This window comes from Pseudomonas alliivorans (assembly GCF_017826695.1).
In the GTDB taxonomy this organism is placed as follows: domain Bacteria; phylum Pseudomonadota; class Gammaproteobacteria; order Pseudomonadales; family Pseudomonadaceae; genus Aquipseudomonas; species Aquipseudomonas alliivorans.
The window spans coordinates 890,541-907,540 of the sequence record NZ_JAFFZW010000002.1; the positions used below are offsets into that span (position 1 = coordinate 890,541).

The 17,000-nt window shown below is 60.5% G+C and carries 14 protein-coding genes; 5 read left to right on the forward strand and 9 right to left on the reverse strand.

What is annotated here, in order from left to right; all coding sequences use genetic code 11:
* Positions 1–8: 8 nt before the first annotated feature.
* The 4 genes from gspG to JTJ32_RS08595 form a co-directional block, all read right to left on the reverse strand.
* The gene (gene gspG, locus JTJ32_RS08580) at positions 9–440 is read right to left on the reverse strand and encodes a type II secretion system major pseudopilin GspG (RefSeq protein WP_099228044.1); all 432 of its coding nucleotides are present in this window, start codon (positions 438–440) and stop codon (positions 9–11) included.
* A gap of 25 nt (positions 441–465) precedes the next feature.
* On the reverse strand, positions 466–1,668 hold the full coding sequence (gene gspF / locus JTJ32_RS08585; protein WP_210041776.1) for a type II secretion system inner membrane protein GspF: 1,203 nt from the start codon (positions 1,666–1,668) through the stop codon (positions 466–468).
* On the reverse strand, positions 1,665–3,389 hold the full coding sequence (gene gspE, locus JTJ32_RS08590) for a type II secretion system ATPase GspE (RefSeq protein ID WP_210041777.1): 1,725 nt from the start codon (positions 3,387–3,389) through the stop codon (positions 1,665–1,667). Before gspE ends, gspF begins: the two co-directional genes overlap by 4 nt.
* A 94-nt stretch (positions 3,390–3,483) precedes the next feature.
* On the reverse strand, positions 3,484–3,711 hold the full coding sequence (locus JTJ32_RS08595; RefSeq protein ID WP_180274305.1) for a hypothetical protein: 228 nt from the start codon (positions 3,709–3,711) through the stop codon (positions 3,484–3,486).
* Positions 3,712–4,194: 483 nt separating this feature from the next.
* Between JTJ32_RS08595 and JTJ32_RS08600 the strand changes: the two genes are divergently transcribed.
* On the forward strand, positions 4,195–6,936 hold the full coding sequence (locus JTJ32_RS08600) for a beta-glucosidase (protein WP_184323364.1): 2,742 nt from the start codon (positions 4,195–4,197) through the stop codon (positions 6,934–6,936).
* A gap of 42 nt (positions 6,937–6,978) precedes the next feature.
* Here JTJ32_RS08600 and JTJ32_RS08605 read toward each other — a convergent pair whose 3' ends face one another.
* From JTJ32_RS08605 to JTJ32_RS08615, 3 genes are all read right to left on the reverse strand, one after another.
* Positions 6,979–7,623: a TetR/AcrR family transcriptional regulator gene (locus JTJ32_RS08605; RefSeq protein WP_099227949.1), complete on the reverse strand. Its 645-nt coding sequence runs from the start codon at positions 7,621–7,623 to the stop codon at positions 6,979–6,981.
* Positions 7,624–7,702: 79 nt separating this feature from the next.
* Positions 7,703–8,878 carry an MFS transporter gene (locus tag JTJ32_RS08610; protein WP_210041778.1) on the reverse strand — a complete coding sequence of 392 codons (1,176 nt, stop codon included), beginning with the start codon at positions 8,876–8,878 and terminating at the stop codon, positions 7,703–7,705.
* Between the two features lie 5 nt (positions 8,879–8,883).
* On the reverse strand, positions 8,884–9,426 hold the full coding sequence (locus JTJ32_RS08615) for a GNAT family N-acetyltransferase (protein WP_099227951.1): 543 nt from the start codon (positions 9,424–9,426) through the stop codon (positions 8,884–8,886).
* 103 nt (positions 9,427–9,529) lie between these two features.
* Between JTJ32_RS08615 and JTJ32_RS08620 the strand changes: the two genes are divergently transcribed.
* Positions 9,530–10,420: a LysR family transcriptional regulator gene (locus tag JTJ32_RS08620; protein ID WP_210041779.1), complete on the forward strand. Its 891-nt coding sequence runs from the start codon at positions 9,530–9,532 to the stop codon at positions 10,418–10,420.
* A 275-nt stretch (positions 10,421–10,695) separates the two neighbouring features.
* The gene (locus JTJ32_RS08625; RefSeq protein WP_099227952.1) at positions 10,696–12,279 is read left to right on the forward strand and encodes an aldehyde dehydrogenase (NADP(+)); all 1,584 of its coding nucleotides are present in this window, start codon (positions 10,696–10,698) and stop codon (positions 12,277–12,279) included.
* 118 nt (positions 12,280–12,397) lie between these two features.
* Here JTJ32_RS08625 and JTJ32_RS08630 read toward each other — a convergent pair whose 3' ends face one another.
* Together JTJ32_RS08630 and JTJ32_RS08635 are read right to left on the reverse strand one after the other, a co-directional pair.
* Positions 12,398–12,979, reverse strand: a complete 582-nt coding sequence (locus JTJ32_RS08630; RefSeq protein ID WP_099227953.1) for a GNAT family N-acetyltransferase — start codon at positions 12,977–12,979, stop codon at positions 12,398–12,400.
* Entirely contained in the window at positions 12,979–13,758 is a 780-nt protein-coding gene (locus JTJ32_RS08635; RefSeq protein ID WP_257211985.1) for an RNA polymerase sigma factor, read from the reverse strand. The genes JTJ32_RS08630 and JTJ32_RS08635 overlap by 1 nt, the downstream gene beginning before the upstream one ends.
* A 37-nt stretch (positions 13,759–13,795) precedes the next feature.
* On the opposite strand from JTJ32_RS08635, the gene sctW reads away from it, so the two are divergent.
* Together sctW and sctV are read left to right on the forward strand one after the other, a co-directional pair.
* Positions 13,796–14,905, forward strand: coding sequence for a type III secretion system gatekeeper subunit SctW (sctW, locus tag JTJ32_RS08640; protein WP_210041780.1), 1,110 nt, complete (start codon positions 13,796–13,798; stop codon positions 14,903–14,905).
* On the forward strand, positions 14,902–16,992 hold the full coding sequence (gene sctV / locus JTJ32_RS08645; protein WP_099227955.1) for a type III secretion system export apparatus subunit SctV: 2,091 nt from the start codon (positions 14,902–14,904) through the stop codon (positions 16,990–16,992). Before sctW ends, sctV begins: the two co-directional genes overlap by 4 nt.
* Positions 16,993–17,000 lie beyond the last annotated feature (8 nt).

The following is a 17,000-nucleotide window of genomic DNA, read 5'->3' on the forward strand; positions in this document are numbered from 1 at the left end:
ACCGGCATTTACTCCCAGTTGCCCAGGTCGGCGCTGTAACCTTCGCCGCCGGGTTGGCCGTCCTGTCCGTAGAAGATCAGGTCGAAGCTGCCATGCTGACCGGGGAAGCGATAGCCGAAGGCATGGCCAAACGGGTCTTTCAGGTCCGAAGGCTTGGCATACGGGCCATTCCAGCCAGCGGCGTTGCCAGGCTTGTCGGTCAACTGCTGCAAGGTCTTGGGCGGCGAGCCGACGTCCAGCGCATAGCTCTCGATCTTCATGCCCAGGCTCGCCAGTTGCGCCTTGCCTGCGCCATATTTGCCCTTGTCGACGTTACCGCCTACCTGGCGTACGACGATGGTCGCCACGATGCCCAGCAGCACGATGACCGCAAGCATTTCCAGCAAGGTGAAGCCGCTTTGTCGGCGTGCAACGGTAAAGCGTGTACGGCTAAGGTTCATCGGGATGGTTTCCTCGTTCATGAATTCAGATATTGCTGGTCAGGCTCATCAGCGGCAGCATGATCGCCAGCATGATCACAGCTACCATGCCTGCCATGACAACCGTGAGCGCCGGGACCAGTGCGGCAAGCATACGGTCGATGCCACGCTTGGCTTCGACGTCGAAGACATCGGCCACTTTGAGCAGCATGCTGTCCAGTTCGCCGGCCTGTTCGCCGACTTCGATCATTTGCAGGGCCAGATCGGGAAGCAGCGGCTGCGCGCCAAAAGCGCTTGCCAGCGTGCCGCCTCCTTTCACCGACTCGGCAGCCTGCTCCACCTGCGCCTGCAGTGCGCGATTCGTGCAGACCTGCCGGGCAATCACCAGCGCCTGCAGCAGAGCGACACCGTTGCTCAACAGCGTGCCCAGCGTGCGGGTCAGTCGCGCGGCCTCGATGCGTTGCAACAATGGGCCGATGACCCGGATGCCCAGTACCCGACGATCATGACGCTCGCGGCGCTGGGGATCGCGCATGCTGATCATCAGCCCCCAGATCAGCACGATCAGACCGGCGAAAACCGCCAGCCCGTAATTGCCGAGAAATTGTCCCAGGCTCAGGATCACCTCGGTGATCAACGGGATGGGCACCCCAAGGTCCTTGAAAATAGGAACGAACTGCGGCACCACATAAGCCAGCAGCAGAGCCAGCGAACCGAGCACGCCGACGACCAGAAACGCCGGGTAGATCAACGCGTTGATGACTTCGCCGCGCAGCAACTGACTGCGCTCCAGGTAATCGCTCAACTGGCGCAGGGTGCTTTCCAGCGCGCCACCGGCCTCACCTGCGCGAACCATACTGATATAAAGCGGCGAGAACTGACTGCCCTCTTCTTCCAGTGCAACGGACAATGGCTTGCCAGCCTTGACCTGTTCGCGAATCCGCTCGATCAAGGCTCGGGTCTGGGGTTGGCCGGGCTGTTTGAGCAGAATGCCGAGTGATCGTTCCAGCGGTTGCCCGGCGCCGAGCAAGGTCGCCAGTTGCTGGGTGAAGCTGACCAGCGCGGCGCCATTGAGCATGCCGCTGCCCAACGCACGGCGCAGACCGCCGAGACCTGCATTGTCGACCTGCAGGACCATCAGACCGCGCTTTTGCAGGGCGGCGACTGCGGCCTCCTGATCCCTGGCCTCCAGGGTGCCGTTCTGCGGCGCGCCCTGCGCATCCAGCGCGCGGTACTTGAACAGACTCATGAGCCCTCACCCCGTGTGACGCGCAGCACTTCTTCCAGCGAGGTGACGCCGGCCACCGCCTGACGCAGACCTTCTTCATGCAACGTGCGCAAACCACCGCGACGGGCCGCCTCTTCCAGCGTGGACGCATCGGCATGGCGCATCAGCAGGCTGCGCAGCTCTTCATTCATCACCAGCAGTTCGGTGATCGCACTACGGCCACGGTAGCCGCCGCCCGGCGCATCGGATCGCGGCCGATAAAGGCGGATCGGGCGCTCGTCGGTGAACCGCTCAAGGCCATGCTCAGCAATCAGCTCAGGCGGTGCTTCGAAGGCTTCACGGGTTTCCGGGTCAAGGCGACGCACCAGACGCTGCGCCAGAATCCCATTGACGGTTGAAGCGATGAGGTAGCTTTCAACGCCCATATCCAGCAGACGGGTGATACTCGCCGCCGCACTGTTGGTGTGCAGAGTGGACAGCACCAGGTGACCGGTCAGCGAGGACTGAATGGCGATGCGACAGGTTTCAAGGTCGCGCATCTCACCGATCATGATCACGTCCGGGTCCTGACGCACGATGGAGCGCAGCGCGCCGGCAAAATCCAGCCCGATGGCCGGTTTGACCTGAATCTGATTGATGCCTTCGAGCTGGTATTCCACCGGGTCTTCGACGGTGATGATCTTGCGCTCGGCAGTGTTGAGCCGCGACAGCGCGGTGTAGAGCGTGGTGGTCTTGCCGGACCCGGTGGGGCCGGTGACCAGAAGAATGCCATGGGGCCGTTCGAGCACGTCGAGAAAATGGTCGAGGCGCTCGCCGTCGAAACCCAGGCTGGGAAAATCGAAATCGATGGTCTGGCGATCCAGCAGACGCATCACCACGGATTCGCCAAAGCTGGTGGGCACGGTGGATACCCGCAGGTCCAGTTCCTTGCCTTGAATACGCAGCATGATCCGCCCGTCCTGCGGCAGACGACGCTCGGCGATGTCCAGCCGGGCCATGATCTTCACGCGGGATATCACTGCCGCAGACGAACTGGACGGCGGCGCCTCGGCTTCGTGAAGCACACCATCGATGCGGTAACGCACCTTGAGCTGGCTTTCGAACGGTTCGATATGAATGTCGGACGCGCGCTGTTCGACGGCGCGCTGCAGAATCAGGTTGACCAGGCGAATGACGGGCGCCTCGGACGCCAGGTCCTTGAGGTGCTCGATGTCCTCCAGCGAGCCACCTTCGTCGTCGAGATTCTCGATCAACGTGCCCATCGCCGAACGACCCTGGCCGTAATAACGCTCGATCAGGGTTTCCACTTCGTTACGTGGACCGACAGCCACCTGCACTGGCACGTCGCAAGCATAGGCAATGGCTTCAAATGGGTACAGCACGCTGGGGTTGGCGCTCAGCACCTGTACGCCGTCATCACTCCAGCCGACCGGCACCACCTGATACTGCCGCATGAAGCGTTCGGTCAGCGGGGGCAACGGATCCAGCATGGGCGGCAGCGCTTCGGCCATTAATAAAGGCGCGTTCAGCAACGCAGCCCAGGCGCGTGCCAGTTCGAACTCGGACACCAGTCCCAGCCGCGTCAACAATCCAAGCAGCTCCGTGCCTTCGGACTCCTGCTGCAAGCGCTGTGCGCGCTCCAGATCCTGAGGCTTGAGGCCGGCATTTTCCGTCAGCCAGGCACACACCTGCCCTGAATCGGGGATCAGTATTCGAGAGGCATCGACGGGAATTGGCTGCATGGGCGAGAACATCTACTACTCGGAGGGACAGGTTCACGACCCTCGCCCGCCTTGAAAAGGCACTGCAAGGGTCGTGGTCAGAAGCATCAAACGGTCAGTTTGACTGTTTCTGAGGCGTTGCGTTCTGTGGACGACCACCTTTTGTGGTTTGAGTCTTCTGCTGCTGCGCCTTTTGCTCCGCTTTTGCGTCGGTGGTCTGGGTCATGACGGTCGAATCGGTGGCACCCGAGGTTGCATCGGTATCCGTCGCTTCGGCGGCAAGAACCGCACCGCTCAATGCCAGACCCGCCATTACACCTGCTGCCATGTTGGACAACTTCATAACAATTACTCCACTGGATAAAACATTAAACCCTCCAACAGGAAGGGCCATTAACGATAAAGATCGGAAAGAACACCACAGTGCCACTACTGGAAACGCAACATAGACCTGAGGGCACCTGAAAAATCTTAAACCCATCGACCAGTAGGTTTAAGAAGAGTTCCTGAAGTGTAAGAAAAAAACCACAAAAACAAGAAAAATACGCTTTTGTTTGACATTAACGCCTGAATTTCGACTTAATTGTAACGCTTTGCGAATTCAAAGTGCCATCAATGATAGCTCAATGATGTCACTCCCCGCAATATAAAACATAACAACTAAAACGTGAAACTTGATTCAAAAAGTCCACGAATCGCACGCTGTAATAACAGCGTCAGTCGCGGTTACGGGTCACTGTTGCCTAAAGAAAAGAACACAGCCAGGCGCTGAATAATACGACTGCCTGTGGGAAAACTTTTAATTGAAATGTCGTTGGAGAGCTGTATGAATAAGCGAAAGATGATGGGTGCGCATTCCGCACTGGCCTTGCTGGCGCTGGCAGTATCGCAGGTGCATGCTGCTGACGCTTCGACGCTGCAGGCACGGGAAGCCCGTGCTGAAAAAGCGGCACAGAAGACGCTGGACAAGATGACCCAGGAAGAAAAGCTGGCCTATATCGGCGGTACGGGCGGCTGGGATGTGAAACCCCTTTCCAATTACGGCGTTCCGCAAATTCACGGCGCCGACGGCGGCGTTGGCGTGCGTTACACCAGTGAAGGCAACGCTCAGGGCGTGGTTTATCCGTCCGGCCCTAACCTTGCAGCCACCTGGAACCCGCGTCGCGCCATCGACCTGGGCCGTGCGCTGGGCTATGACACGGCAGTCGGCGGCTATCAGTTCGTCACCGGCCCTGGCGTCAACCTGTACCGCATGCCATACGGCGGCCGTGCGTTCGAATACCTCTCCGGTGAAGACCCGTTCCTCGGCGCCAGCCTGGCACCGGGCGTGATCAACGGCATCCAGTCTCGTGGTGTGTGGGCGAACGCCAAGCACTACGCGGCCAATGACCAGGAAAGCAACCGCTTCAACCTCGACCAGATCATGAGCGAGCGTGTACTGCGCGAAATGTCATTGCCTGCGTTCGAATCGGCCTCGAAGAACGGCAACGTCGCGATGATGATGTGCGCGTTCCAGAAAGTGAACGGCGAATTCGCCTGCGAAAACGATCACCTGATCAGCCAGATCCTGAAGAAGGAATGGGGCTACAAAGGCTTCGTGCAGAGCGACTACAACGCAGTGGTCCATGGTCTGGACGCCGCTCAGGCGGGCACCGACCTGGACATGATGGGCTTTCAGATGAACAGCAATGTTCTCAAGCCTTACCTGGACAGCGGTGAGCTGAGCGCTGCGACCATCGACGACAAGGTCCGCCGCATCCTCAAGCAGATCTACCTGTACAAGTTCGACAGCAAGACCCCGTCGACCCTGCACAACATGAACAGCGCAACCAGCAACAAGGTCGCGCTGAACGCTGCTCGTGAAGGCATCGTGCTGCTGAAGAACCAGAACGATCTGCTGCCGCTGGACAAGCAGAAAGCCAAGCGCATCGCCGTGGTCGGCAACCTGGCCAAGTACGCCCCACCGACCGGTTTCGGCAGCGCCAATGTCATGGCCAGCCATTACATCAGCGAGCTGAGCGGTCTGCAGCAGATGGCGCCGAACGCCAAGGTCGAATTCATCGACGGCCTGTCGCTGGACCCGACTACCACAACCTGGAGCAGCACAGACCAGGCGGGCAAAGACATCCAGGGCATGAAGGCCGAGTACTTCAGCAATGCCAACTGGTCTGGTGATGCTGCCGTGACCCGTACCGAGCAGCATGTCGATCTGGACTGGGCCAACGACAAGGACCTGCCGTTCGAAAGCAATCTGTCCGGCTCCGACCCGTACACCAGCAAAGGTTCGACCGCAGGCTCGCTCAACGGCGACACCTCGTCGACCTCGATCCGCTACACCGGCAAGATCACACCGACCGAAAGCGGTGATCAGGTCTTCAAGGTCCGTGCTGACGGTGCCGTGCGCCTGTGGGTCAATGGCAAGCTGATCATCGACAACGGTGACGGCAAGCCACTGCCGGGCAACAGCATTCCGCCAACCATCCCGGAATTCGCCAAGATCAACCTGCAGGCGGGTCAGTCCTACGACGTGAAGCTTGAATACTCGCGCCGTGCCGGCTACCTGTCGACCATGGGCGGCCTGGTGGGCGTACAGATGAGCTGGGCGTCACTGAACGCGCCTCAGGATCTGTCGGCCTACGACGCTGTCGTGGTGGCAGTGGGTAACAGCAGCGAATACGAAGGTGAAGGTTTCGACCACAGCTTCGATCTGCCTGAGTACCAGAGCCAGTTGATCCAGAGCATCGCCAAGGTCAACCCGAACACCGTCGTGACCATGTTCGGCGGTACCGGTCTGAAAATGAGCGACTGGATCGAGCAGGTTCCGGTAGCCCTGCACGCGTTCTACCCGGGTCAGAACGGCGGCCAGGCACTGGCTGAGATCCTGTTCGGCAAGGTCAACCCGTCGGGCAAGCTGCCGATCAGTATCGAACGCAACATCGAAGACAACCCGATTTTCGAGACCTTCCCGAAATTCGACAACCAGAACTCGCTGGCCGAAATGAGCTACAAGGATGACCTGATGCTGGGTTATCGCGGCTACGAGAAGAAAGGCATCAAGCCGCTGTATCCGTTCGGCTATGGCCTGTCGTACACCACCTTCGGCTACAGCAACATCAGCGTGACGCCAGGCGTTGCGGTGGGCAACACGCCGATCAAGGTGTCGTTCGACCTGACCAACACCGGCAAGGTGGGCGGTTCGGAAGTGGCGCAGCTGTACGTCGGTCAGCAGAACCCGAAAGTCGAGCGTCCGATCAAGGAACTCAAAGGCTACAAGAAGGTGTTCCTCAAGCCGGGTGAAAGCAAGCGCGTGACCATCGAGCTGAATGATCGCTCGCTGGCCTACTTCGACACCAAGACCAATCAGTGGGTGGTCGACGCCGACACCTTCAACCTGTCTCTGGGTGCTTCGTCGCAGGACATTCGCCTGAACGCCAAGCTGACCAACTCGTTCCGCCAGGAACTCTCGACCACCACCAGCAACCCGCTGCCACGTTCGGCGCTGAACTCGGTGAACGTCGAGAAGCCACCGGTGAAAACCGGCGGCGTGTTCGATCAGACGGTCGAGTAAGCGTTTACGCAGTGACTGACTGAATCACGGACAGAACAAGGCTCAAGGACGAGCCCTTACTGCTGCATCGACCTGCGCAATGTAGGCATCGAACGTCTCGACCAGGTCCACCCGCTCGGGAAAGCGCAGCCATTGAATCTGCAACCCGTCCATCATCGACAGGATCTGCTGGATCAGCATGTCCAGATCCACATCCGCCCTCACCTCCCCACGCTCCACCAACGCCGTGAACTGCGCCAGCAGGTGCGCGTGTATGCGCGCGTAGCGGGTCTGGAACCATTCATAGGCAGGCTGGTTGTCCAGCAGACTTTCGGCATTGAGAATCGAGAACGCCCGCACCACGCCCGGTGCAGTCGAGTTGGATTGATTGATCGCACGCAGACCGCCCAGCAGACCAGTCAGGCTGTCGTCCGTGCGCACTTCAGCCGCGATGCGCCCGTTGACTTCGTCGCGTCGTTCCAGCACACCCATAAGCAGAGAAATCTTGCTCGGAAAGTGATGCAGCAATCCGGCAACGGAAATCCCCACGATGGCCGCCACCTTGGCCACGGACGCGCCGGTGTAGCCCTCCAGCGAGAATACCTGCAAGGCGGCATCGAGCAGTTCTTCGCGTCTTTTTTCTCCCTTCGGTGCACGTCGTTGCCGAGGTGCCGTGGCAACCGTTTCCCTGGGATCATGCTGGGTCATATCAGGTTCCTTCTTGAACAGCCGCGTACCCTAACCATTCAGGTAAAAGCTGGCAACGGTATTGACCATGAATGGTATTTCACACGGGGACGGACAGCGTGGGACGGCAGTGCCGTTGCAGAATCAGCGCCATCAGCAGCGCAACACAACTGATACCGAGCGACAGCCACAACAGGCCCCGATTACCCGCAGCCTCCTGAACCCAGGCATAAAACCAGGGCGCGGCTGCAGAAAGCACGAAACCGGGCGCCAGCAGGCGGCCCTGCAGGCGCGCATAGTGATGATGCGCAAAAAGCTCGAACGGCAGACTGGCCCGTAACAGCGTGCCCAGCCCGTTCATCGCGCCGTAACCGAAAACAAACAGACACGCCGGCACCACAAGCCCCTGACTGTGCAAGGCCAGGACGAAACACAGCGCCATCCCGGCCGCGACCCAGACGTTCAGGCGCAAGGCCGACAGGTTCTGCCCCATCACGCGGCTCATCAGCCGTGCACAGGTCTGGCCAATGCCCCACAGCGCCACCCACGCCACAGGTACACCAAAAGATGCCAGCAAGGCCGGCAAATGGGCGGACAACCCCGCCGACACGAAACCGATCAACATCATGCACAGCGCATAACCCAACTGGCGCAGCCAGCCTGCCGTTACTTCCGCATCGGGCATGTCATCGGCGGGCCTGGCAACGGGAGCTGCCGCATCGGGCAGTCCGCTCATCAGCAAACCACCCAGCAGCGCGAAACATCCGTAAACCGCCACCGCGCTGCGCCAGCCGAACGTCTCCAGCAACGCATGACCCAAGGGCCAGAACACGGCTGACGACAGACCGCCCAGCAGGGTGATTTGCACCATCATTGGCCGGGAGCGCGCCCCGATCAGCCCGGCCAGCGCTGCAAACAAAGCGTCGTAAAGAGACAGACGCATGCCAACGCCCAGCACGGCCCAGCCGAGAAACCAGACCGGCACGGTTTCGCACAGCGCCAGCACGCAACACCCTGAAGCTGCCAGCATGCTGCCCAGTTGCAGCACCTGACGAGCCCCCAGGCGCAGGATCAGCCACGAGACGGCTGGCGATACAACCCCCATGACCAGCAGCGCCACCGATAGGCCGGAAAACACCCGCTGCCCGCTCCAGCCCAGATCTGCAGCGATAGCGTTACCGAACGCACCCGGCAGGTAAAACGTGGTGCCCCAGATGATCAACTGTGCCAAGCCCAGCCTGACAACGGCGAACCGGGACAGGTCGGGACTGTGCATGCCAGTCAGACCGTGCGATCAACGGGGAACGTCGAGGCGCCATCACCCAGCGCACACTGCATCAGCACGGTGTCCACCCAGCGGCCATGCTTGAACCCCACTGATTCGAACACCCCGACCCGACGGAATCCAAAGCTTTCGTGCAGGCCGATGGACGCGGCGTTTTCGCTGTTGCCGATCACCGCCACCATCTGCCGCCAGCCACCCTGTTCGCAGTGCCAGATCAGATCACCCAGCAGCGCCCTGCCAATGCCCATGCCGCCCATTCCATTGCGCACATAAACAGAGTCTTCCACGGTGAAGCGATACGCCGGACGAGGCCGATAAGGCGTGGCATAGCCATAACCCACGACTTCCCCGGCATGCTCGGCCACCCGATACGGCAAGCCGCTCTCAAGGACCAGTGCGCGGCGACGCGCCAGTTCTCCAACGCTGGGCGGTTCCAGTTCGAAACTGGAGATGCCATGCAGGACGTGGTCGGCATAAATCGCTTGAATGACAGGCATGTCGTCTTCGCGGGCGTCACGCAGGTTGAATATCAGGCTCATGGCAGGCTCTTGAAGGGTGTCAGGGAGTGGTTGCAATGATGCGTTCGTCGCCTTCATTAAAAAAGCTATGATTAATCATCCACAGCATAAGAAATACTTTGTCATGCGCCGCCTGAACCTGAATCATCTGCATACCTTCTCACTGGTCATCGCCCATGGCAGTTTTTCCGCTGCCGCCGAGCGGCTTCACCTGACGCAGCCTGCAGTGAGTCTGCAAGTGCGGCAGTTGGAAGATCAACTCAACCTGCGTCTGATCGAGCGCGTGGGCAAACGCTTGAAACCCACCTCGGCGGGCGAGACTCTGCTGCAGCACATTTCACGTATCGATGCGGTGGTCGAGGACGCGTTGCTTGACCTGTCCAGCCACGCCGACGGTATTGCCGGACAGGTCGCCATCGGCACCGGCGCCACGGCCTGTATTCACCTACTGCCGCCGTTATTACAGGCATTGCGTCGACGCTTTGCACGGCTGGATGTGCGGGTCAGCACCGGTAACACCGACGGCATTCTCAAGGCTGTGGAAGAAAACCGGCTGGATCTGGCGCTGGTCACTCTGCCCGCCTCAGGCCGCAGCCTTGATGTCACCCCCCTGCTGGATGACGAATTCGTCGCCATTTTCGCCAGCAGCCATCGGCCCCTCCCCGATGCGATGACGCCCGAACATCTGAGTGAACTGCCGCTGGTGGTGTTCGAAGCCGGAAGCAGTACGCGGCTGTTGATCAACGAGTGGTATCTACAGGCCGGGATTCGCGTCAAGCCGGTGATGGAGCTGGGCAGCATCGAAGCGATCAAGGAAATGGTCGCCGCCGGATTGGGCTACAGCATCGTGCCACGCATGTCGGTGGCTGCGGTTCACCATCGCCGCGGCCTGCAGGTGCATGCGCTGACGCCGCGATTGGGCCGCACCCTGGGCATCGTGCTGCGTCAGGACAAACCGGTCAGCAAGGCACTTCGTCAGATGCTTGAAGCATTGCATACCCTTAAAGGGTCATAAACACGGCTCATGATTCCGGGAACAAGGCGTTCCTGTTCGATAGAGAGCCGCCGTCCTGCGCGCAGTCGTCGGACCGTGACAAACGCTGCCCGGCAGTTGCATCGGCAGCGATTCAAGTTGTACGATGACTGCCGACTTTCCAGAGACTGGAGGGCTGGCCTGCTCGACGAACGCCAGCCAACCCCGAACACCGTAAAGCAACTCGGCAACCCATAAGGAGCGCAAGGCCCTGTAATCGGCGCCCGCCTCCACCTTCAAAACAACAGGAGATACCGATGCCTAACATTCTCGGCCAGAACTTCATCGCTGGCGGCCGCAGCGCTCTGGGCCAAAGCCTGCAAAAAAGTCTGGATGCCACCACGGGCGAAGAACTGCCCTACAGTTTTCATCAGGCCACCGACGGCGAAATCGACGCGGCAGCTCTGGCTGCGAAAAACGCCTTCCCTGAATACCGTCAACTGAGCCCGGTTCGCCGCGCCGAATTCCTCGATGCCATCGCCGACGAACTGGACCAGTTGGGTGATGACTTCGTCGCCATCGTCTGCCAGGAAACCGCCCTGCCGCAAATGCGTATCCAGGGTGAACGCGGCCGTACCAGCGGTCAGATGCGTCTGTTCGCCAAGGTTCTGCGCCGTGGCGACTTCGTCGGTGCGCGCATCGACCAGGCCCTGCCGGACCGCAAGCCACTGCCGCGCGTTGACCTGCGCCAGTACCGCATCGGCGTCGGCCCGGTTGCCGTGTTCGGTGCCAGCAACTTCCCGCTGGCCTTTTCCACGGCTGGCGGCGACACGGCTGCCGCGCTGGCCGCCGGTTGCCCGGTCGTGTTCAAGGCCCACAGCGGCCACATGGCGACGGCTGACCTGGTCGCCAGCGCCATCATCCGTGCGGCTGAAGCCACAGGCATGCCGAAAGGCGTGTTCAACATGATCTTCGGCAACGGCGTGGGCGAAGGTCTGGTCAAGCACCCGGCCATCCAGGCTGTCGGCTTCACCGGATCGCTCAATGGCGGCAACGCCCTGTGCAAAATGGCTGCCGAGCGGCCGCAACCCATTCCGGTCTTCGCCGAGATGTCGAGCATCAACCCGGTCATCCTGCTGCCGGGCGCTCTGACTGCGCGCGGCGAAACCGTGGCCAAGGAACTCGCAGCGTCCGTGGTGATGGGCGCCGGCCAGTTCTGCACCAACCCAGGCGTAGTCATTGGTCTGCGCTCCCCTGCCTTCTCGTCGTTCCTCGAGCAACTGACCGAGCAGATGGGCAGCCAGGCACCACAGACCATGCTCAACGCAGGCGGTCTGCGCAGCTACAGCAAGGGCGTCGAGCACCTGTTGTCGCATCCGGGTGTCACTCACCTGGCCGGCAAGCCGCAGGAAGGCAAACAGGCTCAGGCACAGCTGTTCAAGGCTGACGTCAGCCTGCTGCTCAATGGCGATCAACTGTTGCAGGAAGAAGTCTTCGGTCCGACCACACTGGTCATCGAAGTCGCTGACGACGCGCAATTGAAAGAGGCGCTGCTGGCGCTGCGCGGTCAACTGACCGCCACGCTGATCGGCGAACCTGCCGACCTGAGCCAGTACAGCTGGCTGCAACCGCTGCTGGAAGAGAAAGTCGGCCGTATTCTGTACAACGGCTACCCGACCGGTGTTGAAGTGTGCGAAGCGATGGTCCATGGCGGCCCATACCCGGCCACTTCGGATGCACGCGGTACGTCGGTGGGCACACTGGCCATCGACCGTTTCCTGCGTCCGGTCTGCTACCAGAACCTGGCTGACAGCCTGTTGCCGCCTGCCCTGCAGAACGCCAACCCGCTGGGCTTGCGTCGCCTGGTCAACGGCGAGTGGAGTGATCAGCCGATCGCTTGATCGCTGACAGCTCACAGCAATAAAAAGCGGCGCGACCCGAAAGGGTGGCGCCGTTCTTTTTCATGCGGGGTCTGCACCCTGAAAATCACTGATGCAGACCCTTGCGTCGCTCAGCGGATCAGACAGCCTCCGATACGTGAACCTGCACCGGCGCAGTGTGCGAGCCGGTCAGGGGCAGCCCGAACAGCAGCACATCCGCACGCTGCTCGCCGAAACGGGCAATGTTCGGCAGGCGGGCCCACAGGCGCGCACCGATGGCCGTCACAATCTTCTGACTCGGCCGATTGGCCGCCATGATCCAGGCCACCAGATTCTCCAGCCCAACCTGTCGCCCCAGCAACACGGTCGCCTTACCCAGCACCACACCGATGCCGCTGCCGTAGTGGTCGCCGCGCACATAGATCGCGGTCTCGCCGGTCTGGAAACACGCCTGCGTGCCCCAACTGAACCGGTTGATCGACAACCAGCCCAGCACCTCACCCCGCCGTTCGTAGACGTACACCGGCAGGCCATCGCGCTTGTAGAGATTGACGTAGAACTTCACCTCTTCGTATGTCATGGGTCGAGTCACGGGAGAATTGGCACCGCTGGCTGCGGTCTCGTTGAAAATACTCATCATTGCCGGCAGATCGTCGTCGGTCGATTCACGAATACCGCGTGGCAGGCGTTGCAGTGAGTGCCTGTCGACAAAACTGTTCATCAGTGAACCTCCTTGGAATACACACTGGATTTGAGCTGTCCCCGGGCCCGCGCCAGGCGCGAGCGGATGGTGCCGATCGGGACGGCCAGGTGTCGTGCGGCGTCCTGGTAACTGACGTCGGCATCGACGACCAGGTCCAGTACCGCGCGCATATCCACCGACAGTTCCTCAATGGCCGCCAGGGTTCTTCCTAATGTGCGTTGATGATCGCTCAGCATGCTCGGGTCATGACCGTGCTCGAAACTCTCCATTTCGGTATCGGTCAGTTCCATGCGCTGAGGCTGGTTGTAAAACGTTTTGAAGTGGTTCCTGACCAGGTTCGCTGCAATGCCGAACAGCCAGGTTTCAGGTCGTGAGGTGCCCATGAACTTGTGCTGGTTGCGCCAGGCTTCCAGGTACGTCATCTGCATCAGGTCATCCACATCGGCCTGATTGAACACTCGTTTGCCAATGAACCCCCTAAGTTTCTTCTCGCTTGTCCTCGCAAGCCCTCCCAGATCCAGCGCAATTACTCCAATAACAGTTCCGTCTCGCTGAATGTCTTTCCCTTCCACGTTTATCTCCTGATACGCAGTTGTGATGCCACCAATGGCCATTAAGGGAGAGCAGCGAACGTACCAACCTTTAAACATTTTCAACCCATTGATAAACAAGGCGTTTATCTCTTCAAAAAACCCGTTTTGTGCCAGATGTGGCATTTCCGACATAAACGCCGTGCCAGTTGTTGCACACCTTTTGGTGGGTCTGCAGTGCAGGAACCAGTTGCCCGCAATCGCCACTCAGGACACACCTGTTCCGAGGCGATAGCGCAGCCCCATGAAGATCAATTCCTATATCGACATCCGTCCAGAGCCGGACCTGATCCCGCGCCCGCCGGTGCCTGAAACCAAATCGCTGGTTCCGAAAAATCCATTGCAGGACTCGATGGAAGAAGTGGCGATGAAATTCAGCGAAAGTGTGGAGCGCCACAGCAAGGGGCTCGATGAGCGACATGTGCGTGAAAGCACGAGTTCGCAACGGGTCGAGCGGGTCGAAAAACTCGCCGAGCTCTATCGCCTGCTGGACAACACCGACCAACCCAGCCTGGAACAACAGGCCAGGCGTCTGCAGAGTCAGTTGCAGCAGCAGGGTTCGCTCAAGGATGTGCTTGCCCAGGCCGGCGGCGACCCGGCAAGGGCCGACCTGCTGTTGCAACAGGTGGCGCGCATGTCCGCCACCGAAGGCAAGGAGGACACTCACGATCAGGCCATGGCGCTGATCGATGAATTGCGCCTGAGCCACGGCGACAAGATCCGTGCGGGCCTCAACACCGCCAGCGCCATCGCCCTGTTCAGCAGCGATCCTCAGGAACGCAGCGCCATGCGCCTGCTGTATTACAAGGCCATCGTCGGCCAGCAACCGCTGGCCAGTTTGCTGGAGTCATTGCTGGAGCGCTTCAACGAGGATCAGTTCGCACGCGGCCTGCGCACCCTGCAACGGGCACTGGCCGATGACATCGCCGCCCTCGCCCCGTCGATACCCGGCGCTGCCCTGCGAGCGATGCTGCGCGGCCTGGGTGCCAGCGGACAGCTGAACAACCTGATCAAGACGTGTCTGGCGCTGTTGCAACGCCTGGCACACAAGGCGCCCGACAGCAACATGACCCCGCTGGCCATGAGCAAGCGGGTATTGCGCTTCTGCGGCAACGGCTTCTTCGCCCGCGACCTGACGCTGCTGGCCGAGGAAACCATCGGCCGCACGCCCACGCTGCAACCGCTGTTCTTCAACGGCTTGTACCCGCTGCTGCAGAACTTGCCGCTGACACTCTGGAAAGACCTCAAGACCCGACAGAACGGTCTGCGTCTGCTGCAGGGCCTGATGGATGAGATGGCGCGTCACGAGCGCAAGGCGCTGGGCATGGACGATGTCGGGAGAATCTCGGGATGACCGGCATTATTCACCTGCTCAACCGCCTGGCACTGGCGGTCATGGGCCGCACCGAAATCGTCGGCGCAGTCATGGTCATGGCCATCGTCTTCATGATGATTCTGCCCTTGCCGACCTGGCTGGTGGACGTGCTGATCGCACTGAACATCTGTATCTCATCGCTGCTGATCGTGCTGGCGATGTACCTGCCACGTCCGCTGGCCTTCTCGACCTTTCCGGCAGTGCTGCTGCTGACCACCATGTTTCGCCTTTCGCTATCGATTGCAACGACCCGTCTGATTCTGCTGCAACAGGACGCCGGGCACATCGTCGAAGCCTTCGGCAGCTTCGTGGTGGGCGGCAACCTGGCGGTCGGTCTGGTGATCTTCCTGATTCTGACCATCGTCAACTTTCTGGTCATCACCAAAGGCTCGGAACGGGTTGCGGAAGTGGCTGCGCGCTTCACGCTGGACGCGATGCCTGGCAAACAGATGTCCATCGACAGCGACCTGCGGGCCAACCTGATCAACGTGCGCGAGGCCCGGCACCGCCGTGAACAGTTGTCCAAGGAAAGCCAGCTGTTCGGCGCCATGGACGGCGCGATGAAGTTCGTCAAGGGCGACGCCATTGCCGGTCTGGTCATCGTGTTCATCAACCTGATCGGCGGTTTCTCCATCGGCGTGCTGCAGAACGGCATGGAAGCCGGCGATGCCATGCACCTGTATTCGGTACTGACCATCGGCGACGGTCTGATTGCACAGATCCCGGCCCTGCTGATCTCGCTCACAGCGGGCATGATCATTACCCGCGTCGCACCCGACAGTCAGACGGCCGACGCCAACATCGGTCATGAAATTGCCGAGCAGCTCACCAGCCAGCCCAAGGCATGGGTCTTTTCGTCCATCGGCATGATGGGTTTCGGGCTGATTCCGGGCATGCCGACCGTGGTTTTCGCCTGCATCGCTCTGCTGTGTCTGTTCAGCGGCCTGATTCAGCTCTGGCGCATACGCCAGAAAGAGCTGCATCAGGACAGCATCGGTGCAGCCAGCAAAGGCGCGCCGGAGCTGAACGGACGTGAAGACATCCGGCGTTTCAATCCGTCACGGGCCTACCTGCTGCAATGCCATTCCAGCCATCAGGGCACGGTAGAGCTCGACAGGCTGATACATGGCATTCGTCAGCGTCGCAACACGCTGGTGCACAACTTTGGCCTGACGCTGCCCTCGTTCGACATGGAGTTCGCCGATCATTTCGAGCCCGACGAATTCCGCTTCTGCGTCTACGAAGTGCCATTCATTCGCGCCACCTTCACCAACGCGCGCGTGGCTGTCGATCATCGGGAAATCGATGAAGACGCCGGTGAGCCGGGCCGTGTCGAACGTGATGAGACACGCTGGGTCTGGGTGGACATCGATGATCCGCTGCTCAAGGAGGAAGAGCACGCCGGGGTGTCTTCGCTGGAGCTGATCCTGGAACGCATGAGCCGCGCCTTCCAGGCCACCGGACCGCAATTCATCGGTCTTCAGGAGAGCAAGGCCATCCTCAGCTGGCTGGAAAGCGAGCAGCCTGAACTGGCGCAGGAGCTGCAGCGCACCCTGCCGCTGGCGCGTTTCGCCGCCGTTCTGCAACGTCTGTCTGCCGAACTGGTGTCCTTGCGCTCGGTCAGGCCGATTGCCGAGACCCTGATCGAGCAAGGCCAGCACGAGCGCGACCTCAATGCCCTGACCGATCACGTGCGCATCGCCCTCAAGGCCCAGATCTGCCACCAGCATTGTGAAGAAAACACGCTGCATACCTGGCTGGTGACGCCGGAAACCGAAGTGCTGCTGCGTGACTCGCTGCGCCAGACCCAGAACGAATCCTACTTTGCTCTGGAGCCGGAACTGGGCAACGCGCTGGTCGAGCAACTGCGCGAAGCCTTCCCGCTGCAAGCCAGCCCCCGGCCCGTGCTGCTGGTGGCTCAAGACCTGCGCAGCCCTTTGCGCAGCCTGCTGACCGACCAGTTCCACCACGTTCCCGTGCTGTCCTTCGCCGAGCTGATCCCCACGGTTCAGGTCCAGGTGCTGGGGCGGATTGACCTGCAAGAAACCTACGACCTGATGGCCTGACGGAGCAC